This is a genomic window from Thioclava sp. F28-4 (genome assembly GCF_002020045.1).
GTDB classification, from domain to species: Bacteria; Pseudomonadota; Alphaproteobacteria; order Rhodobacterales; family Rhodobacteraceae; genus Thioclava; species Thioclava sediminum.
The window spans coordinates 63,575-81,006 of sequence record NZ_MPZQ01000007.1; the positions used below are offsets into that span (position 1 = coordinate 63,575).

The 17,432-nt window shown below is 65.9% G+C and carries 15 protein-coding genes; 7 read left to right on the top strand and 8 right to left on the bottom strand.

The genetic code is table 11. The annotated features are described in order from the left end of the window. From uvrC to BMI87_RS15250, 4 genes are all read right to left on the bottom strand, one after another. Positions 1 to 1,842, bottom strand: a complete 1,842-nt coding sequence (gene uvrC, locus BMI87_RS15230; RefSeq protein ID WP_146681633.1) for an excinuclease ABC subunit UvrC — start codon at positions 1,840 to 1,842, stop codon at positions 1 to 3. Positions 1,843 to 2,206: 364 nt separating this feature from the next. Continuing rightward, positions 2,207 to 2,983 (bottom strand): SDR family oxidoreductase, encoded by a 777-nt coding sequence (locus tag BMI87_RS15235; protein ID WP_078522474.1) that lies wholly within the window; start codon positions 2,981 to 2,983, stop codon positions 2,207 to 2,209. Continuing rightward, positions 2,980 to 3,960: a calcium/sodium antiporter gene (locus BMI87_RS15240; RefSeq protein WP_078522475.1), complete on the bottom strand. Its 981-nt coding sequence runs from the start codon at positions 3,958 to 3,960 to the stop codon at positions 2,980 to 2,982. The genes BMI87_RS15235 and BMI87_RS15240 overlap by 4 nt, the downstream gene beginning before the upstream one ends. A 216-nt stretch (positions 3,961 to 4,176) precedes the next feature. Further along, a complete protein-coding gene (locus BMI87_RS15250) occupies positions 4,177 to 5,010 on the bottom strand; it encodes a S49 family peptidase (protein ID WP_348638972.1) in 834 nt (277 codons plus the stop codon). A gap of 144 nt (positions 5,011 to 5,154) precedes the next feature. On the opposite strand from BMI87_RS15250, the gene BMI87_RS15255 reads away from it, so the two are divergent. The 5 genes from BMI87_RS15255 to BMI87_RS15275 are packed head-to-tail and all read left to right on the top strand — an operon-like array spanning position 5,155 to position 10,985. Then, positions 5,155 to 5,607, top strand: coding sequence for a formate dehydrogenase subunit gamma (locus BMI87_RS15255; protein WP_078522478.1), 453 nt, complete (start codon positions 5,155 to 5,157; stop codon positions 5,605 to 5,607). Next, positions 5,604 to 7,127: an NADH-quinone oxidoreductase subunit NuoF gene (locus tag BMI87_RS15260; RefSeq protein WP_078522479.1), complete on the top strand. Its 1,524-nt coding sequence runs from the start codon at positions 5,604 to 5,606 to the stop codon at positions 7,125 to 7,127. Before BMI87_RS15255 ends, BMI87_RS15260 begins: the two co-directional genes overlap by 4 nt. Next, positions 7,124 to 10,009, top strand: a complete 2,886-nt coding sequence (fdhF, locus tag BMI87_RS15265; protein ID WP_078522480.1) for a formate dehydrogenase subunit alpha — start codon at positions 7,124 to 7,126, stop codon at positions 10,007 to 10,009. The genes BMI87_RS15260 and fdhF overlap by 4 nt, the downstream gene beginning before the upstream one ends. Beyond that, positions 10,006 to 10,776, top strand: coding sequence for a formate dehydrogenase accessory sulfurtransferase FdhD (fdhD, locus tag BMI87_RS15270; RefSeq protein WP_078522481.1), 771 nt, complete (start codon positions 10,006 to 10,008; stop codon positions 10,774 to 10,776). Before fdhF ends, fdhD begins: the two co-directional genes overlap by 4 nt. Continuing rightward, the gene (locus BMI87_RS15275) at positions 10,773 to 10,985 is read left to right on the top strand and encodes a formate dehydrogenase subunit delta (RefSeq protein ID WP_078522482.1); all 213 of its coding nucleotides are present in this window, start codon (positions 10,773 to 10,775) and stop codon (positions 10,983 to 10,985) included. Before fdhD ends, BMI87_RS15275 begins: the two co-directional genes overlap by 4 nt. On the opposite strand, the gene BMI87_RS15280 is transcribed toward BMI87_RS15275, so the two are convergent. The 4 genes from BMI87_RS15280 to ubiA all read right to left on the bottom strand — a co-directional run bounded on the left by BMI87_RS15280 (position 10,973) and on the right by ubiA (position 16,135). Next, positions 10,973 to 12,448, bottom strand: a complete 1,476-nt coding sequence (locus tag BMI87_RS15280; RefSeq protein ID WP_078522483.1) for a glycosyltransferase family 39 protein — start codon at positions 12,446 to 12,448, stop codon at positions 10,973 to 10,975. The two genes, BMI87_RS15275 and BMI87_RS15280, sit on opposite strands and share 13 nt — an antisense overlap. Positions 12,449 to 12,644: 196 nt before the next feature. Then, complete coding sequence (locus BMI87_RS15285; protein ID WP_078522484.1) at positions 12,645 to 12,971, bottom strand: hypothetical protein; 327 nt, start codon at positions 12,969 to 12,971, stop codon at positions 12,645 to 12,647. A gap of 11 nt (positions 12,972 to 12,982) precedes the next feature. Further along, positions 12,983 to 15,052 (bottom strand): OmpA family protein, encoded by a 2,070-nt coding sequence (locus BMI87_RS15290; RefSeq protein WP_078522485.1) that lies wholly within the window; start codon positions 15,050 to 15,052, stop codon positions 12,983 to 12,985. Between the two features lie 78 nt (positions 15,053 to 15,130). Then, positions 15,131 to 16,135, bottom strand: a complete 1,005-nt coding sequence (gene ubiA, locus BMI87_RS15295) for a 4-hydroxybenzoate octaprenyltransferase (RefSeq protein ID WP_078522486.1) — start codon at positions 16,133 to 16,135, stop codon at positions 15,131 to 15,133. A 12-nt stretch (positions 16,136 to 16,147) separates the two neighbouring features. On the opposite strand from ubiA, the gene BMI87_RS15300 reads away from it, so the two are divergent. Both BMI87_RS15300 and BMI87_RS15305 read left to right on the top strand, forming a co-directional pair. Continuing rightward, the gene (locus BMI87_RS15300) at positions 16,148 to 16,873 is read left to right on the top strand and encodes a 16S rRNA (uracil(1498)-N(3))-methyltransferase (RefSeq protein ID WP_078522487.1); all 726 of its coding nucleotides are present in this window, start codon (positions 16,148 to 16,150) and stop codon (positions 16,871 to 16,873) included. Next, a complete protein-coding gene (locus BMI87_RS15305) occupies positions 16,870 to 17,424 on the top strand; it encodes a hypothetical protein (protein ID WP_078522488.1) in 555 nt (184 codons plus the stop codon). Before BMI87_RS15300 ends, BMI87_RS15305 begins: the two co-directional genes overlap by 4 nt. The last annotated feature ends 8 nt before the right edge of the window (positions 17,425 to 17,432 follow it).

Consider the following 17,432-nt stretch of genomic DNA (forward strand, 5'->3'; position numbering starts at 1 on the left):
TCAGCCCTTCTCGTTGAAGAAATTGTGGATCGTCTCGGCCATCGCCTCGGAGATGCCGTCGACCTCCATCAGGTCGATGGGAGCGGCGCGGCTGACCGCCTTGGCCGAGCCGAAATGCGCGAGCAGCGCGCGCTTGCGGGCCGCGCCGATGCCCGGGACTTCATCCAGCGGGTTCGCCATCTGCGCCTTGGCGCGTTTCGCGCGGTGGGTGCCGATGGCCCAGCGGTGCGCCTCGTCGCGCAGGCGCTGGATGTAATAAAGAACCGGCGATTGCCGGGGCAGGGCGATGGGGCGCTGACCCGTGCGGTGGAATTCTTCCTTGCCGTGGTCGCGGTCCACGCCTTTCGCGACACCGACCATTGCGACGTCGCTCACGCCCATCTCGTCCATGATCTCACGCACCGCCGAAACCTGCCCGGCGCCACCGTCGATCAGCAGAAGATCGGGCCACGCCTCGGATTTGCGCTCCGGGTCTTCCTTCAGCAACCGGGTGAAGCGGCGCGTCAGCACCTCTTTCATCATCCCGAAATCGTCGCCCGGCGTCAGGTCCGCGTTCTTGATGTTGAACTTGCGGTACTGGCTTTTGATGAAGCCCTCAGGCCCCGCGACGATCATGCCGCCGACGGCATGTGCGCCCTGAATATGCGAGTTGTCGTAGACCTCGATGCGCTCGGGCGGCTTCTCCAGCCCGAAGGCTTCTGCCACGCCCGCCAGCAGTTTCGCCTGCGCGGCAGATTCCGACATTTTCCGACCGAGGCTCTCGCGGGCATTGCGCGCGGCATTCTCGACCAGCTCTGCCTTTTCGCCCCGCTGCGGGACCGTGATCTCGACGCGGCGTTCGGCGCGTTCCGAGAGAAATTCGCTCACCAGCTCCTCATCCTCGACGGGGTGCGACAGCAGGATCAGCTTCGGCGGCGGGCGGTTCGTGTAGAACTGCGCGATGAAGGCCTGCAGGATTTCAGGCGCCTCGGCGCCGGAGCCGGTCTTGGGATAGAAGTCGTGATTGCCCCAGCTCTGGTTCGCGCGGATGAAGAAGACCTGCACGCAGGCCTGCCCGCCCTCCTGATGGAGCGCGATGACATCGGCCTCGGCGGTGCTGCGCGGGTTGATCCCCTGGCTCTGCTGCACGTTGGTCAGCGCCTTGATCCGGTCGCGGAGCGCAGCGGCGCGCTCGAATTCCATATCGTCGGAGGCCTGCTGCATCTGCTCCGCCAGCTCGCGCTGGATCGTGGTGGACTTGCCTTGCAGGAACCGCTTCGCATCGTCGACGAGCGCTGCGTATTCCTCCTCGGAGATCTTGCCGACGCAGGGCCCCGAGCAACGCTTGATCTGATATTGCAGGCAGGGGCGCGTGCGGGTCTCGAACATCGAGTCCGAGCAGTTGCGCAGCAGGAAGACCCGCTCCAGCTGGTTGAGCGTGCGGTTCACCGCGCTCGCGCTCGCGAAGGGACCGAAGTAATGGCCCTTCTCTTTGCGCGCGCCGCGATGCTTCTTGATCATCGGATAGGGGTGGTCCGTCGCGATCAGGATATTGGGGAAGCTTTTGTCGTCCCGCGCGAGCACGTTGTAGCGCGGCTTGAGCTGCTTGATCAGGTTCTGCTCGAGCAGCAGCGCCTCGGTCTCGGTCCGCGTCGTGAGGAACATCATCGAGGCGGTCTCATGGATCATCCGGGCGATCCGCGCCGAGTGTCCCGAGGGGCGTGCATAGTTCGAAACGCGCGCCTTCAGGTTGCGCGCCTTGCCGACATAGAGCACCTCGCCCTTCGCGTTCAGCATCCGATAGACGCCGGGCGAGCCGTCTAGACGCTTGAGGTAATCCGCGATCAGCGCATGGCCCGTCATCCCGTGTTGCGGGCGCGTGGCCGCCGGGGGATCGAGGGCGTCATTGCTGTTTACATCGTCATTCATGAGCAGGCTTCGATTCTCCCCTGTGGCTGCAACCTCGCGAAGACGTTTTCAAGGAAAAACATGTCCACGAAATTTGGGGATAACTCTGTTGGCAAACATGTGGGACCGTGGGTTCCGACCTTAATATAAGGGTTGATAGAGTGTTTGCTCATTTTTTGAGCAAGTTACGAGTGCGTTGATTTCATTGAGAAATTTTTCGCACACTCGCCAAGCTATTGAAAGGATTACTACTTTTGTGACGGTACTGTTACAAGCCGCCGCGCAGTGCACAACTTTGGCCTGCGATTCGTTTTCAGGCTCATTCCGGACCTAATACATCGGGGGTCCGCCAGCCCAAATGTTGGCCTCCATCGACGCAGAGCAACTGCCCTGTGACGGCGGGTGCGTCCATGAAATATCCCAGCGCCGCGACGATATCTGCGGGGTCTGCGCCACGTTCGAGGATCGTCGCCGCGCGCTGCCGGTTGAAGTGCTCTTCAGACTGGCGGGCGCCTTGCAGGGTCGGGCCGGGGCCGATCGCGTTCACACGTATAGCGGGAGCCAGCGCCTGCGCACTCGTCTGCGTGAGTATCCACAGACCCATCTTCGCGAGCGTGTAGGTCATGAACTCCGGCGTCAGCTTGCGCATCCGCTGGTCGACCATGTTGATCACCAGCGCGCGGGCCTTGGGCTCCGCGCCCGAGCGGTCGGCTTCCGGGGCCTGCGCCGCGAAATGCTGGATCAGCACGAAGGGTGCGCGCAGGTTCGACCCGATATGCCGGTCCCAGCTTTCGCGCGTGGCCGAGCGGATCGTGTCGTATTCGAAGATCGAGGCGTTGTTGATCAGCAGATCGAGCGGCCCGTCGAGCGCCTGCGCCGCGCGGGGCACCAGTTCCGCCGTCGCGGCCTCGTCCAGCAGATCGGCCTGCACGATCTCGGCGCGCACGCCTTTCGAACGGGCCTCCGCCGCTGTTGCCTCCGCGTCCTCTGCGGAGCCGTGATAATGGATTGCGACGTCCACGCCGCGATCGGCCAGATAGAGCGCCATCGCGCGTCCCAGCCGTTTCGCGCCGCCTGTCACCAATGCTCGTTTCATGCGCTGCCTCCAATGAAGAGGGCCACCATATAGGCCAGGTAAGCCGCGGTGAAAGCGATGCCGATGCCTCGGGTGATCACGCGGTTGCCGAAGATGAATGGGGCAAGCGCGATCGACGCCGCCGCCATCACCCAAAGGTCGACATGCAGCATCTGGCTCGGCACCGGAATGTCGCCGAACAGGCCCGCGACGCCGATGATGCAAAGCAGGTTGAAGATGTTGGAGCCCACGACATTGCCGAGCGCGAGGTCCGAACGGCCCTTCATCGCCGCGGTGATTGACGTGGCCAGCTCCGGCAGCGAGGTGCCGAGCGCGACCAGCGTCAGGCCGATCACCGCATCCGAGACGCCCATCGCGCTTGCGATTTCCGACGCGCCGCTGACCAGCCAGCTCGCCCCCAGAGGCAGCCCCACGAGGCCTGCGAGAACGTAGAGCCCGATGCGCCAGAGCGGCATTTTCGGATCGACGCTCTCGACCTCTTCATCGGCTTCGGTCTCGGGACCGGAGCCCGCGCCGCGATTGGCACGATGGGCGCGCGCCTCGCGGATCTGCCGGAACAGGATGATGCCGAGCGCGAAGAGCAGAAGCAGCGCCTGCGCCCACCCGATCGGCCCCATGAAACAGACGAGGATGAAGAGGATCGTCGCGCCCATCATCAGCACAAAGCTCTCGCGCGTGTCGTGCAAGTCGGTGCGGATCGCGGAGATCATCGCAGGCAGGCCCAGCACCAGCAGGATATTGGCGATGTTTGAGCCCACGACATTGCCGAGCGCCATGCTGGGTGCCTTATCGAGGACGGCGGCGACTGAGACCATCAGCTCGGGCGCGGAGGTGCCGAAGGCCACCACGGTCAGGCCGACGATCAGCGCGGGAATGCCAAGGCGCAGCGACATTGCCACTGCGCCTTTCACCAGCAGGTCACCCGCCACGACCAGCAGTACCAGCCCGGCAATGATCTCGCCGAAATCCCAGATCATTTACGGCGCTCCGTCGTCTTCGCACTCTTGCTATTGGAGGTCGTCTTGCAGGGGCAGGGGCCCCGGCCGATTTTCGGACGTCCGCAGTCGGGGCAACGGGCCGATAGCCTGCCGGGTCCGCGCGGGCCCTTGAGTTTCGGCATCCGCAGTTTGCCGAACATGGCGAGCACCGCCATGACGACGAGGAAGAGTGTCATGCCCTTGATGAGCATCCGGTTACAGCCCGTAGCGCGCCCAGAGCGCGCGTTCCTCGGCGGTATCGATCAGAGCGCCTGCGGTGGCCGCAGCCATCTCGCCCCCGATCTGCGCGCCGAAGCGCCGGAAGATCGAGCGTTTGGGCGCGTAAGGCACGATGCGGGTCTTCTCGCCGTAGATCTCTTTCAGCTTCGGCACCGCATGGCCGAGCCCGTCGATCAGCCCGGTGTTTTCGGCCAGCGCCTGCCGCCCGGTCCAGATGTCGCCGGTGAAGAGGTCGCGATCTTCGGGCAGCTTCGCGCCGCGCCGCGACTGCACATGCTCCTTGAACGAGACATGCATGTCGTCGAGCAGCTTGTTGAGCCGCGCGACGTCTTCGTCCTTCTCGGGGCGGAACGGGTCCATGAAACTTTTCGAGCCGCCTGCCGTATGAACGCGGCGCTGGATGCCGTGGCGGTTGATGAACTCGTCGAGGCCGAACCCTGCCGAGATCACCCCGATCGAGCCCACGACCGAGGTCGGATCGGCCCAGATCTGGTCTGCGGCGCAGGCGAGCCAGTAGCCGCCCGAAGCCGCGACGTCTTCGACGAAGGCATGGACGGGAATGCCTTTTTCATCCGCAAGCCTGCGGATGCGTCCCGCGATCAGCGCCGATTGCACGGGCGATCCGCCGGGCGAATTGATCAGCAGAGCGACCGCGGCCGGTTTGCCGCGCGCGAAGGCGCGCTCGATGATCGGGGCCATGGCGGCATCCGACAGGCCGGGCGCACCGGGGCGCGAGACGCCGATGGCGCCGTGCAAACGGATAACCGCGACGAAGGGCGATTTCTTGACGAAAGGGAGGCGTTGGATCAGGCTCATGTGAGGGATGTAGAGGCTCACCCCTGCCCGCGCAAGCGCAGCGATGACGGTTCCTGTCCGCGCCTGTTCGCGATTGAACCAGTCGTGACTTGCTGGCCGGGGCATGCTCGCCCCATCATCGGGGCCGGGAGGATGGATATGACCGAAGACGACAGGCTCGCCGTGATTCTGGCGGATCATGCGGGGCGCGAAGGTGCGCTGCTGCCCATTCTTCACGATGTGCAGGCCGCTTACGGCTGCGTGCCCGCCGATTGCTACCAGCCCATTGCCGATGCTTTGCGTCTGAGCCGGGCCGAGGTGGCGGGCGTCGTCTCCTTCTATCACGACTTCCGCGATGCGCCCGCGGGCAAGCATGTGATCAAGCTGTGCCGCGCCGAGGCCTGCCAGTCGATGGGCGGGGCCGAGATGATCGCGCGGCTGGAGCGGGCGCTGGGCATGAAAGTCGGGGAAACGAGGGGCGATGTGACCCTTGAGGCGGTCTATTGCCTCGGGCTATGCGCCTGTGCGCCTGCCGCGATGGTGGGCGATCAACTGGTCGGGCGGGCGACGCCCGAGCGGATCGAGGCTCTGGTCGCGGAGGTCTCGGCATGAAGATCTGGGTTCCCTGCGATGCCGCTTCTGTCGCCTGTGGGGGCGATGAGGTCGCTGCCGCGATCGCGTCGGCGGCCGGGCTGCGCGGCGAGAGCGTCGAGATCATCCGCAACGGCACGCGCGGGATGATCTGGCTTGAGCCTCTGGTCGAGATCGAGCGCGACGGTGTGCGCCACGGCTTCGGCCCGATGGTGCCCGAGGACGTGCCCGCGCTGTTCGAGGACGGCGATCACCCGAAGGCGCTCGGCCCGGTCGAGGAAATTCCCTTCTTCGCGCAACAGACCCGTCTGACTTTCGCGCGCTGCGGGCGCACCGATCCGCTGTCTCTGGCCGATTACGAGGCGGATGAGGGCTGGCAGGGTCTCAAACGCGCACTGGAACTGGGCGGCGCGGACACCATCGAGGAGGTCACGACCTCGGGTCTGCGTGGACGCGGTGGGGCAGGTTTCCCGACAGGGATCAAGTGGAAGACCGTCGCCGGGGCGGAGGCGCCGCAGAAATACATCGTCTGCAACGCGGATGAGGGCGATAGCGGCTCTTTCGCGGACCGGATGCTGATGGAGGGCGATCCCTACTGCCTGATCGAGGGCATGGCGATTGCCGGGCTCGCGGTCGGCGCGACCAAGGGCTTCATCTATGTCCGCTCGGAATATCCGCACGCGATCCGCACGCTGAACGCGGCGATCAAGGCGGCGCGCGCTGCGGGGATCATCGGCGACAGCCTGATGGGGCAGGGACCGGCCTTCGATCTGGAGGTTCGCGTCGGCGCGGGCGCCTATATCTGCGGCGAGGAAACTTCGCTCCTGAATTCGCTCGAAGGCAAGCGCGGGATGGTTCGCGCCAAGCCGCCGCTGCCTGCGCTGGAAGGCGCGTTCGGCAGGCCGACCGTGGTCAATAACGTGCTTTCGCTGGCCGCCGTGCCGTGGATCTTGGTCCATGGTGGCGCAGCCTATGCCGAGTTCGGGCTGGGTCGCTCGCGCGGGACGATCCCGATCCAGATCGCAGGCAATGTCAAACATGGCGGGCTGTTCGAGACCGGTTTCGGGATGTCGCTTGGCACGCTGGTCAACGAGATCGGCGGCGGTACCGCCTCGGGCCGTCCGTTCAAGGCGGTGCAGGTCGGCGGACCGCTGGGCGCCTATCACGGCCCCGACGATTTCGATCTGCCGGTCTGCTACGAGGCCTTCGCCGATCAGGGCGGGCTGGTGGGCCATGCCGGCTTCGTGGTGCATGACGACAGCGCCGACATGCTCGCGCTCGCCCGCTACGCGATGGAGTTCTGCGCTATCGAGAGTTGCGGGAAATGCACGCCTTGCCGGATCGGCGCGGTGCGCGGCATCGAGACGCTCGACCGCGTGGCGGCGGGCGATCCGGCGGCGATCGAGTTGCTGCATGAGCTATGCGAAGTGATGGAGAAGGGCTCGCTCTGCGCGATGGGGGGCTTCACGCCCTACCCGGTGCGCTCGGCGATCCGGCTTTTCCCGCAAGAATTCTCGCTCTCACAGGAGGCTGCGGAATGAAGGATTTTATCATCCCCGACGGAGTGCACGGGCCGAAACTCTCCGATATGGGCACGCCTGAAAAATCGGGCCCGCCCGTGACGCTGGTGATCGACGGCATGGATGTGAGTGTGCCCGAGGGCACCTCCGTGATGCGCGCCGCCGCCGAGGCCGGGATCACCGTGCCGAAGCTGTGTGCGACCGACATGCTGGATGCTTACGGCTCGTGCCGCCTGTGTGTGGTCGAGATCGAAGGAATGCGCGGTACGCCTGCGTCCTGCACCACCCCCGTGCGCGAGGGCATGGTTGTGAAGACCCAGACCGATCAGCTTGCGCGGCTGCGGCGTGGGGTGATGGAGCTTTATATCTCCGATCACCCGCTGGATTGCCTCACCTGCGCTGCGAATGGCGATTGCGAATTGCAGGACATGGCGGGGGCCGTGGGCCTGCGCGACGTGCGCTATGCGCCGGGCGAGAACCATGTCGAGACGCGCGCGGCGGAGGGGGCCAATCCGCTCTACATCCCGCGCGACGATTCCAATCCGTATTTCTTCTACGACCCGTCGAAATGCATCGTCTGCATGCGCTGCGTGCGCGCCTGCGAAGAGGTGCAGGGCACCTTCGCGCTGACCGTGGATGGGCGCGGCTTCGACGCCCGCATCTCGACCGGGACGGAGGATTTCCTGAACTCCGATTGCGTCAGCTGCGGTGCCTGCGTGCAGGCCTGCCCGACCGCGACCCTGCAGGAGAAGACCGTCGACGAGATCGGCGTGCCGGAGCGGTCGGTGGTCACCACCTGCGCCTATTGCGGCGTGGGTTGCTCCTTCGAGGCGCAGATGCGCGGCGACCAACTGGTGCGCATGGTCCCGTGGAAAGAGGGCAAGGCGAACCGCGGCCATAGCTGCGTGAAGGGCCGCTTCGCCTGGGGCTATGCGAACCACGGCGATCGCATCCTCAACCCGATGATCCGCGACAGCATCACCGATGCGTGGCGCGAAGTGTCGTGGGAAGAGGCGCTGGAGTTTGCCGCGAACGGCATCAAGCGTGCGCAGGCCAAGCACGGCAAGGACAGCGTCGGTGTCATTACCTCCTCGCGCTGCACCAATGAGGAAACCTTCCTCGTGCAGAAACTTGCCCGCGCGGTGATGGGGACGAACAACACCGACACCTGTGCCCGCGTCTGCCATTCGCCGACCGGCTACGGGCTGAAGCAGACCTTCGGAACCTCTGCGGGCACGCAGGATTTCGACTCTGTCGAGCAGGTGGATTGCGCCGTGGTGATCGGGGCGAATCCGACCGATGGTCACCCGGTCTTCGGCTCGCGGCTGCGCAAGCGGCTGCGGCAGGGGGCGAAGCTGATCGTGGTCGACCCGCGCCGGATCGACCTGCTGGAGACCCCGCATATGGGCGAGGGGCATCACCTGCCGCTGCGTCCCGGCACCAATGTCGCGGTGCTGACCGCGATGGCCCATGTGATCGTGACGGAAAGGCTGTTCGACGAGGCCTTCATCCGCGCGCGCTGCGACTGGGACGAATGGACGGATTATGCCGAATTCGCCGCCGATCCGGCCCACTCGCCGGAAGCCGTCGAAGAACTGACAGGCGTTCCGGCCGAGGCGCTGCGTCAGGCCGCGCGCACCTATGCGGCGGCGCCCAACGGGGCGATTTATTACGGGCTGGGCGTGACCGAGCATAGCCAGGGCTCGACCACCGTGATCGCGATTGCGAACCTCGCGATGATGACCGGCAATATCGGGCGACCCGGTGTGGGCGTGAACCCGCTGCGCGGGCAGAACAACGTGCAGGGCTCCTGCGATATGGGCTCGTTCCCGCATGAATTGCCGGGCTACCGCCATGTGTCGGACGATACCGCGCGCCACGGGTTCGAGGTGGAATGGGGCGTCACGCTCGACCCCGAGCCGGGGCTGCGCATCCCCAACATGCTCGACGCCGCCGTCTCGGGGGACTTCAAGGCGATCTACATTCAGGGCGAGGATATCCTGCAATCCGATCCCGATACCCATCACGTGGCCGCTGGCCTCGCCGCGATGGAGTGTGTGATCGTGCATGACCTGTTCCTGAACGAGACCGCGCGCTACGCCCATGTCTTCCTGCCGGGCTCGACCTTCCTCGAGAAGGACGGGACCTTCACCAATGCCGAGCGCCGCATCAACCCGGTGCGCAAGGTCATGGCACCGAAGGCGGGGCTGGCCGATTGGGAGGCGACGCAGGCGCTGGCCAATGCGCTGGGCGCGGGGTGGAGCTACACCCACCCCTCCGAGATCATGGATGAGATCGCGCGCACGACTCCGGCCTTCGCGGGCGTCACCTATGATTTGATCGATCGCGTGGGGTCGGTGCAGTGGCCCTGCAACGATGCGCACCCGCAAGGCTCGCCGGTGATGCATGAGGATGGCTTCGTGCGCGGCTCCGGGCGGTTCATCCGCACCGCCTATGTCGCGACCGAGGAACGCACCGGACCGCGCTTCCCGCTGCTGCTGACGACCGGGCGCATCCTGTCGCAGTATAACGTGGGCGCGCAGACGCGGCGGACCGAGAACTCCGTCTGGCATGCCGAGGACCGGCTGGAAATCCACCCGCATGACGCCGAGACCCGCGGTATCCGCGACGGCGATTGGGTGCGTCTGGCGAGCCGTGCGGGCGAGACGAGCCTGCGCGCGACGATCACGGATCGGGTCTCGCCCGGCGTCGTCTACACGACCTTCCACCACCCCGACACGCAGGCGAATGTCGTGACCACCGACAATTCCGACTGGGCGACGAACTGCCCGGAATACAAGGTGACGGCGGTGCAGGTCGGGCTGTCGAACGGGCCCTCGGACTGGCAGGAGCTTTACACGGCACAGACCAAGCTGACACGCCGCGTCGAGGCGGCTGAATGACGGCAACCGATTGGGACATGCCCAGCGGCGCGGTGCAGCGGCTCGCCGAGGAAGTGCCGGTGGCGCTGTCTTTCGACGGGGTGACGCAGGCGGTGATGATGGCAAGCCCCGCCGATCTGGAGGATTTCGCCCTAGGCTTCGCGCTCTCCGAAGGGCTGATCGCGGACGCGTCCGAGATCACCCGGCAAGAGCTCGAGGTGACCGAGGCCGGGATCGAGGCCCGCAACTGGCTGGCAGCACCTGCGGGCGTACGCTTTGCCGAACGCCGCCGCGCTACGATGGGCCCGGTGGGCTGCGGGCTCTGCGGCATCGAACAGCTGGAAGAAGCGCGCCGTAAGCTTCCGCCGGTCGCACCGCCGCGATTCACCATGTCGCCGGAGCAGGCCACGGAGGCGCTCGAGACCCTGCGCGACCACCAGCCGCTGCAGGACGAGACCCGCGCCGCCCATGCGTCGAGCTTCTGGCAACCGGGCAAGGGGATCGTGCTGACGCGCGAGGATGTCGGGCGGCACAATGCGCTCGACAAGCTGATCGGGGCGCTGATCCGGCAAGGGATCGATCCCGCAGGCGGCGCGCTAGTGATGACTTCGCGGCTCTCGGTCGATCTGATCCAGAAGGTCGTGACGCTACGTATCCCGGTGATCGTCGGTCCGTCCGCCCCGACCGCGCTTGCGGTGAGCGAGGCGAGGGACGCGGGCCTTACCGTTATCGCGCGCGCAGGCCGGGGCCTCGCGCTTTATACCGCGCCGCAGGAGGCCACCGCATGAAGCCTGAGAAACTCGCCGGGATGGCCAATCAGATCGCACAGTTCTTCGAGAGCCAGCCCGGCGATCAGGCGCATGCCGTGGCCGATCACATCAATGCCAACTGGGCGCCCACGATGCGCGACACATTCCTTGCGGCGGCCGACAAGCTGGACCTGCATCCGCTGGTGAAGGCGGCGCTCCCGCAGATCCGCCCCCCTCAGCGCGGCTGATCGCCGGGCTTCACGACCGGCGCGAAGGAGAGGGTGAAGTTTTTTCCATCCGCGAAGGGGTAGGGGGCCGCGAGCTGCTGCACCTCTCCGGTCGTCCAGTCGGGATGATCGGGGTAAGTGGCGCGCAGAAGGTCCGCGCCGGTTGTCGCATTCGTGCCGTCCCAGATCACGAAGGCCGGGCCGTCGGGCATAGGTTTCGTAAAGTCCGAACTGGCATTCAGAACTGTCATCTGAGGCGCGCGATAGAGGATATTCGCGCCCTCCCATTGCGGCGCGATCAGTGTCGCATCCGCGCCAACGGCGGCCACCAGCTGCGGCACCAGCGTCTCGAAGGGGGCCGCGTTACGGCTCTTGCCCTGAAAGAAATGGATCGGCAGCGCGATCATCACCAGCACGAGCAGCACCGCGTAGACCTGTTGCAGCCGCCGCAGCCCGGTCGCACTAAGCCGGGGCAGGAGCCAAAGGCCAAGCGCGGGCCCAGCGAGGAACAGCAGCGGTTGCAGCCAGCGATCCTTGATCTGCCCCGCACCGACCGCAAGCGCACCGATCAGCAGCAGCAAGAGCCCGATCACCATCACGCGCAGCATCAGCCGCAGCAGCGGTTGCGGCGCGTCGGGTTTGCTCTCCCGGTAGCGCCAGTATAGCAGCCCGCCGACCAGCAGCGGCAAAGCGAGGAAATTCAGAACACCCTGACCGGTTGCAAGAACCGGACCGACAAGCCGCGCGCCCAGTGAGACGTCTTCGGCGGCGTCGAATTTCTTTGCCGAGGCGAAGGCGATCTCGGGGTGGTTCAGGATCCAGACATACGGCGGCAGCGCAATGGCGGCGGCGATCAGCAGGGACAGGAACAGGCGACGGTCGCGGAAGGACGCACGGAGCTCCGGAAAGCCGATCAGCGCGAGGGACGTCGAGATCGGCAGCAGAACGAAGTTGTATTTCGACAGCAGCCCCATGCCCAGCACCAGTCCGAGCGTCACGAAGCCCGCAAGGCTGGGGCGGCGCGCGATCCACCAGATCGTCGCGAAGCACAGCGCCGCCGAAAAGGTCGCAAGCACCGAATGGGTCAGGGCGCGCTGGCTCTCCCACGCGATCTGCGGCAGCAGCACGAGGCCCAGCGTCGCGACCCATGCCCGGCGCGGATCGAGCCGCGTGCGCATCAGCCCGTAGCAGGTCAAGACCGTGCCGCAGAGCAGGGTGTTTTTCAGAACCGCGAGGCCGAACATCGTCGGCCCGGTCACCATGAAGACCAGATGTTGCAGCCATGCGAAGAGCGGCAATTGCGGGCCGTAGCCCCACTCAAAGCTGCGCGCATCGAAGATCATCTGCGCATCGTCGAGCCCGAGCGCGCCGCCCAAGGCGGTGCGGTAGAGGGTCTGGAAGGCGAAATAGGCGACGATGCTCAGGGGCCAGATCGCATCGGGAAGGGCGCGGCCTGCGGCTCGGGGCATCGGGTCGGCGCTCATGCGGGTGTGCCTGTGGGGACGCGCATCACGGGAAGGGTCTGGAGCATGGCGCACCTATTGGCTGGCGGGGCTGCCGCGCATGGCGGACAGAGAGGGCGATACCACTTTCGACAGGCGGGCCAAAGCGCGAGATGTCCGAGTTTCGCCGGGCGTGGCCGCGATGCCGCGCCCTCGGCGAGCGCGGGGCTGCGATGGCTCAGGCCTCTTTCGAGCGCTCGATATAGGCGCGCAGTTCCTCGGCCTCGTGGCGCGCGTCGCGCAGACCATCCATCGCCGCGCGCAGTTCCGCCTCGGTCTGGCTGAGCTGATTGGCCAGTTCCGCCTCGCGCTGCTCGACATAGACGAGTGCCTGATCGCGGGTCTCCTCGGCTTCATGCAACGCCTGCGCCATCTGCTCCAGTTCGCCCATATCGGCTTGGCTCACGCGGGTGAGGCGGTGGATCAACCAGCTCGCGAACCAGCCGAGCGCGAAAGCCACGAAAAGGATGATCGCTGTGGCGATGATGAATTCGGTTCTGTTCATATGACGTCCCTTCAGCCCTTCGACAGGTCCTCCGGCCGGGATTGCGGGCGCGGCGTTTGATCGCCGGGCGTCTCGACCGGAATTTCTTCTTCTTGCGGGGTGTTTTCCCCCGGTTTGGCGGCGGTGTCCCCATCGCCGTTTTCGCTTTGCGCGCCGTCTTCGGTGGCGGGCGCACCGTCGTCGGTCACGGCGCCGTTCCAATGCGGCTCGCCATCGTCTGCTGCGCCCGTCGCATCTGCGGTGGCATCAGGCAGCGCGTCGTCGCCCACCGGCGCCTCGTCCAGCAGGACGAATTCGATCCGGCGGTTTTTCTCGCGGCCTGCCTCGGTGTCGTTCGAGGCGATCGGCTGAGCTTCGCCGTAGCCTTTCGCTTCGAGATTGCCGATCAGCACGCCACGGTCGAGAAGCCCGCGGATCACCGCCTGCGCGCGCTGTTGCGACAGTTGCAGGTTCATTTCCTCGCGGCCCTGATTGTCGGTGTAACCGGCCACTTCCATCTTGAAGTCCGTGCAGTTCTTCATCGATTTTGCCAAAGCGTCGAGCGCGTCCAGGCTTTCCGAGGCGACCTGCGCCGAACCCGGATCGAAATCGACCTTCTTCTTCTGCAGCGTCTCGTTGAGGCGCGCGACGCATTCCTTGCCGGTGGGCAGGGCGAGCTGCTCATCGAGGCGCTTGTCGTATTTCACGCTCAGGTCGATCTGCGCGTCTTCGCCAAGCTGGCTGGTCAGGATGCGCGAGATCGTGTCGGAAGCCTGCGGATCGCCCGAGATGCCGTTGACCGAGATGCCGTCGCGGGTGACCGTGACCTTGCCGTCATGGAGCACCGACAGCGCATCGAGCGCGGCCAGCGTGCGCACCGGCCAACCGGCGGGAAGCTCCTTGTCGACGCGGGTCGCGCCATGGACATTGTCATGGCCGAGCTTGGCGCGGGCGTAGCTTTCGATGGTCTGACGTTCGCGCGCATCGGTTACGCGGCCCTTGAGCTCGACATGGCCGTCGCCGTCGCGGGTCGCGGTGAAGCTGGCCTCGGCGGCTTTCGCATCGGGGGCCGGTTCGCGCTTGGCCTTGAGCGAGAACACTCCGGGCAGGTTCGATTCCAGCTCGCCCACGACATCGTCGAACTTCTGCTGATCGACGGTCGAGGGGGCATCGAGTGCGATATCGGCATCGGAGAAGGTCACCGAACCCGCGCCGAGATCGCCGACCGCCTTGATCGCCATCTGCGCGGCCTTGGACCAATCGGGCGACGGGGTGCCCATGCCGATGGTGCAGGTCAGCGTGCCTTTCGCGCCTGTCGCGCGGGCGGCAGTCAGGATGCGGTCGCGCGCGCGCTCGTTATCGGCGGAGCAGGCGTCGAAATGCGGGCCTTCTTCGTCGTCGATGAGGAAGCGCAGCGTGAAGGGGGTGATCACGGGGCGCGGCGCGGAGATGTCGAAGCTGAGCTTGAGATCGGTGGGGCGGCGGCGTGCGAGCGACGTCTCCACCCGGCCTTTCTCGGAGGGGCTGTCGGTGATCGCCTGCACCGAGACCTTGCCGGCGGTGACCGAAATCTTAGAGCGCGGCAGCGTCTCGATCGTGGTCATCGCGAATTGCATCGCCTCGTCCCAGCCGCCGGGCACCGGGTAATCGGCGCTCTCCAGCATGTCGGTGACGCCATCCTCGCCCGCGACTTTCGAGAGCTTCTCGACGATCGCATCGCGGTCGACCGAAGAGGGCACCAGCCCGATCAGCGAGATGCCGTTCTCGTTGCGCAGCATCTCCAGCGAGAAGGCGGGGGGCGTGATCGGCTTGGTGATCTGCGTGTCGGTATTGTCGACGACCCGCGAGCTATCGACGTATTTGTCGACCTCCGAGACGGCGCGGAAGCGCTCGGCCTCGGTCGGGGCGGTACCGGAGAGGAGGACTTGCAGCCCGTCGGTATGGATCCGCATCCAGCCGTAGCCCTGCGCCTCCATCGCGACGCGTACTTCTTGTTTCGTGGATTTCTCGACAACGGTCGCAGCGCCGCCCGCAATGACTGCGGAGACGACGAGTGCGAGGACAAAGGCGGCGATCGTCAACAAGGTGGCGCGGCTGCGCATCGGTCTCAGGCCCTCCCCCAGGGAATCTTTATCCCGTTTCCTTAAGGCGCAGGGGCGCGGGGATCAATCGAAACGCCGTTACACGATTGCGCCAACGGCGAGAAACAGCGCAGCGATGAGGCCCGTGTCGCGGTTCGCGCGGAACAGTTTCAGGCAGGTGTCCGGCTCGTCGATATCGAGCTGGCGCATCTGCCAGAGCATGTGCCACCCCATCGCCCAGGGCGCGAGCAGCGAGATCGCGAGGCGCAGCGGCGGCGCGCCGGGCAGCAGCGCACCCATCACCGCGATGGTCATCAGCGCAACAGAAGTCATCAGGAAGCCGCCGAGCCATTTCGCGCTATCGTCCCCAAAGAGCCGCGCGGTGGATTTCACCCCGATCAGCGCGTCGTCTTCTTTGTCCTGATGCGCATAGATCGTGTCGTAGAACAGCGTCCAGGCCATGCCCGCGAAGTAAAGCACGACGGGCGGCCAGCTGAGGCTGCCGGTATGCGCGACCCATAGCAGCAGCGCCCCCCAGTTGAACGCGATGCCGAGAAAGATCTGCGGCCACCAGGTGAAGCGCTTGGCGAAGGGATAGATCGCGACCGGCCCGAGAGAGACGATCCCGAGCATGATCGCGGGCGTGTTGAAGGTCAGCAGGATCGCGAAGGAGATCAGCGACTGGATCACCGCCCAGGCCAGCGCCTGTTTCGTCGAGACCTGCCCCGAGGGGATCGGCCGCGAGCGGGTGCGGGCCACGCCCGCATCGATGTCGCGGTCGGTGATGTCGTTCCATGTGCAGCCCGCGCCGCGCATCAGGAAAGCCCCGATGGAAGCGCCGATGGCAAGCCAAAGGTCCCACCAGATGAAGCCGCCCGTCGAGGATGCCGCCAGCGCGATCGACCAGTAGCAGGGCAGGAGCAACAGCCATGTCCCGATCGGTCGGTCGGCACGGCTGAGCCGCAGGTAGGGCCGCGTCCATGCCGGGGCCAGCCGGTCGACCCAGTTGCCGCGATAGGCATCCGCAACCGTGCCGTTCGCGTCGTTCGGGGGCTCGCCCGTGCTCGCGTTTGCCGCCTCTGGCGTTTCGGTTTTTCCGCTCATACAGTCCGCCTCATGGAACGTGCCAAGATCAGGCTCTGTGTAGAGCACCCGCTGGGCGCGGGGCAAGCCGTGCCTCTGACTCAGGACGAAGCGCATTACCTCTTTGCGGTGATGCGGCTGGCCGTGGGCGCCCGTGTGGCGCTGTTCAACGGGCGCGATGGCGAGTGGACGGCTGAGGTCGTCGAGGCCCACAAGAAGCGCGGTATTCTGGCCTGCGTCGAGCAGGCCGCGCCGCAGCTCGCGCCGCCCGATCTCTGGCTGATCTTCGCGCCGATCAAGAAAGAGCGCACCGATTTCATCGTCGAGAAGGCGACCGAGCTGGGCTGCGCCAAGGTGCTGCCAGTGCAGACCGAGTTCACCAATTCCGCGCGCATCCGGCAGGACCGCTTGCAGGCCCATGCCAAGGAAGCGGCAGAGCAATGTCTGGGCACCTATGTGCCCCCGGTCGAGGATTTGCAGGGTCTCAAGAAGCTGCTGGATGGCTGGGATCCGAGCCGTCGCATCCTCTGGGCCGACGAGGCTTTGGTTGGGCCTGCAGAGACGCTCGCGGGGCTCCAGCCCGGCCCTTGGGCGATCCTGATCGGTCCCGAAGGCGGGTTCTCGGAGGCCGAGCGCGAAGCGCTCCGCAGCCTCGATTTCGTGACCCCCGTCAGTCTCGGCCCGCGCATCCTGCGCGCCGATACGGCGGTCTGCGCGGCGATCACGTTGTGGCAATCGGCGCTGGGAGACTGGCGGTGATCCGTCCCGAGGTCGCAGACGGGTTCAAGCGCTGGAGCGAGGTGATCGCGGCTGGCGTCGTGGTGGCGTTCGGTGCGTGGCTGATCTGGCTCGGCGGATTGATCCTGATGCCGCTGGGACTGGTCGCGGTCGCGCTCGGGCTCGGCTGGGCGCTGATCGGCTGGCGTCGGTTGCGCTTCGCGCGTGAAACAAATGCGCCGGGTCTGGTCGAGATCGACGAGGGCCGTATCTCCTATTTCGCGGCCAGCCGGGCGCGCGCCATTGCAGGGCCGGGCAGCAATGTCTCGGCCCTCGGGATGGGCGGCGAATTGCCGCTGCGCGAACTGGCGGAAATCCGTTTGCTGACGCTGCAGGGCCAGCAATATTGGCGGCTGCGCAGCCTCTCGGGCGAGGCGCTGCTGATCCCGCTCGACGCGGCGGGGGCGGATGCGCTCTACGATGCCTTCGCGAGCTTGCCGGGGATCGATATGGGGAAGATCTCTGCCGCGCTTGACCAAAAGACTGCCGCACAGAGCCTCTGGACCCGCAAACAGGTTTCACGCTTGACTTGAGCTAGCCC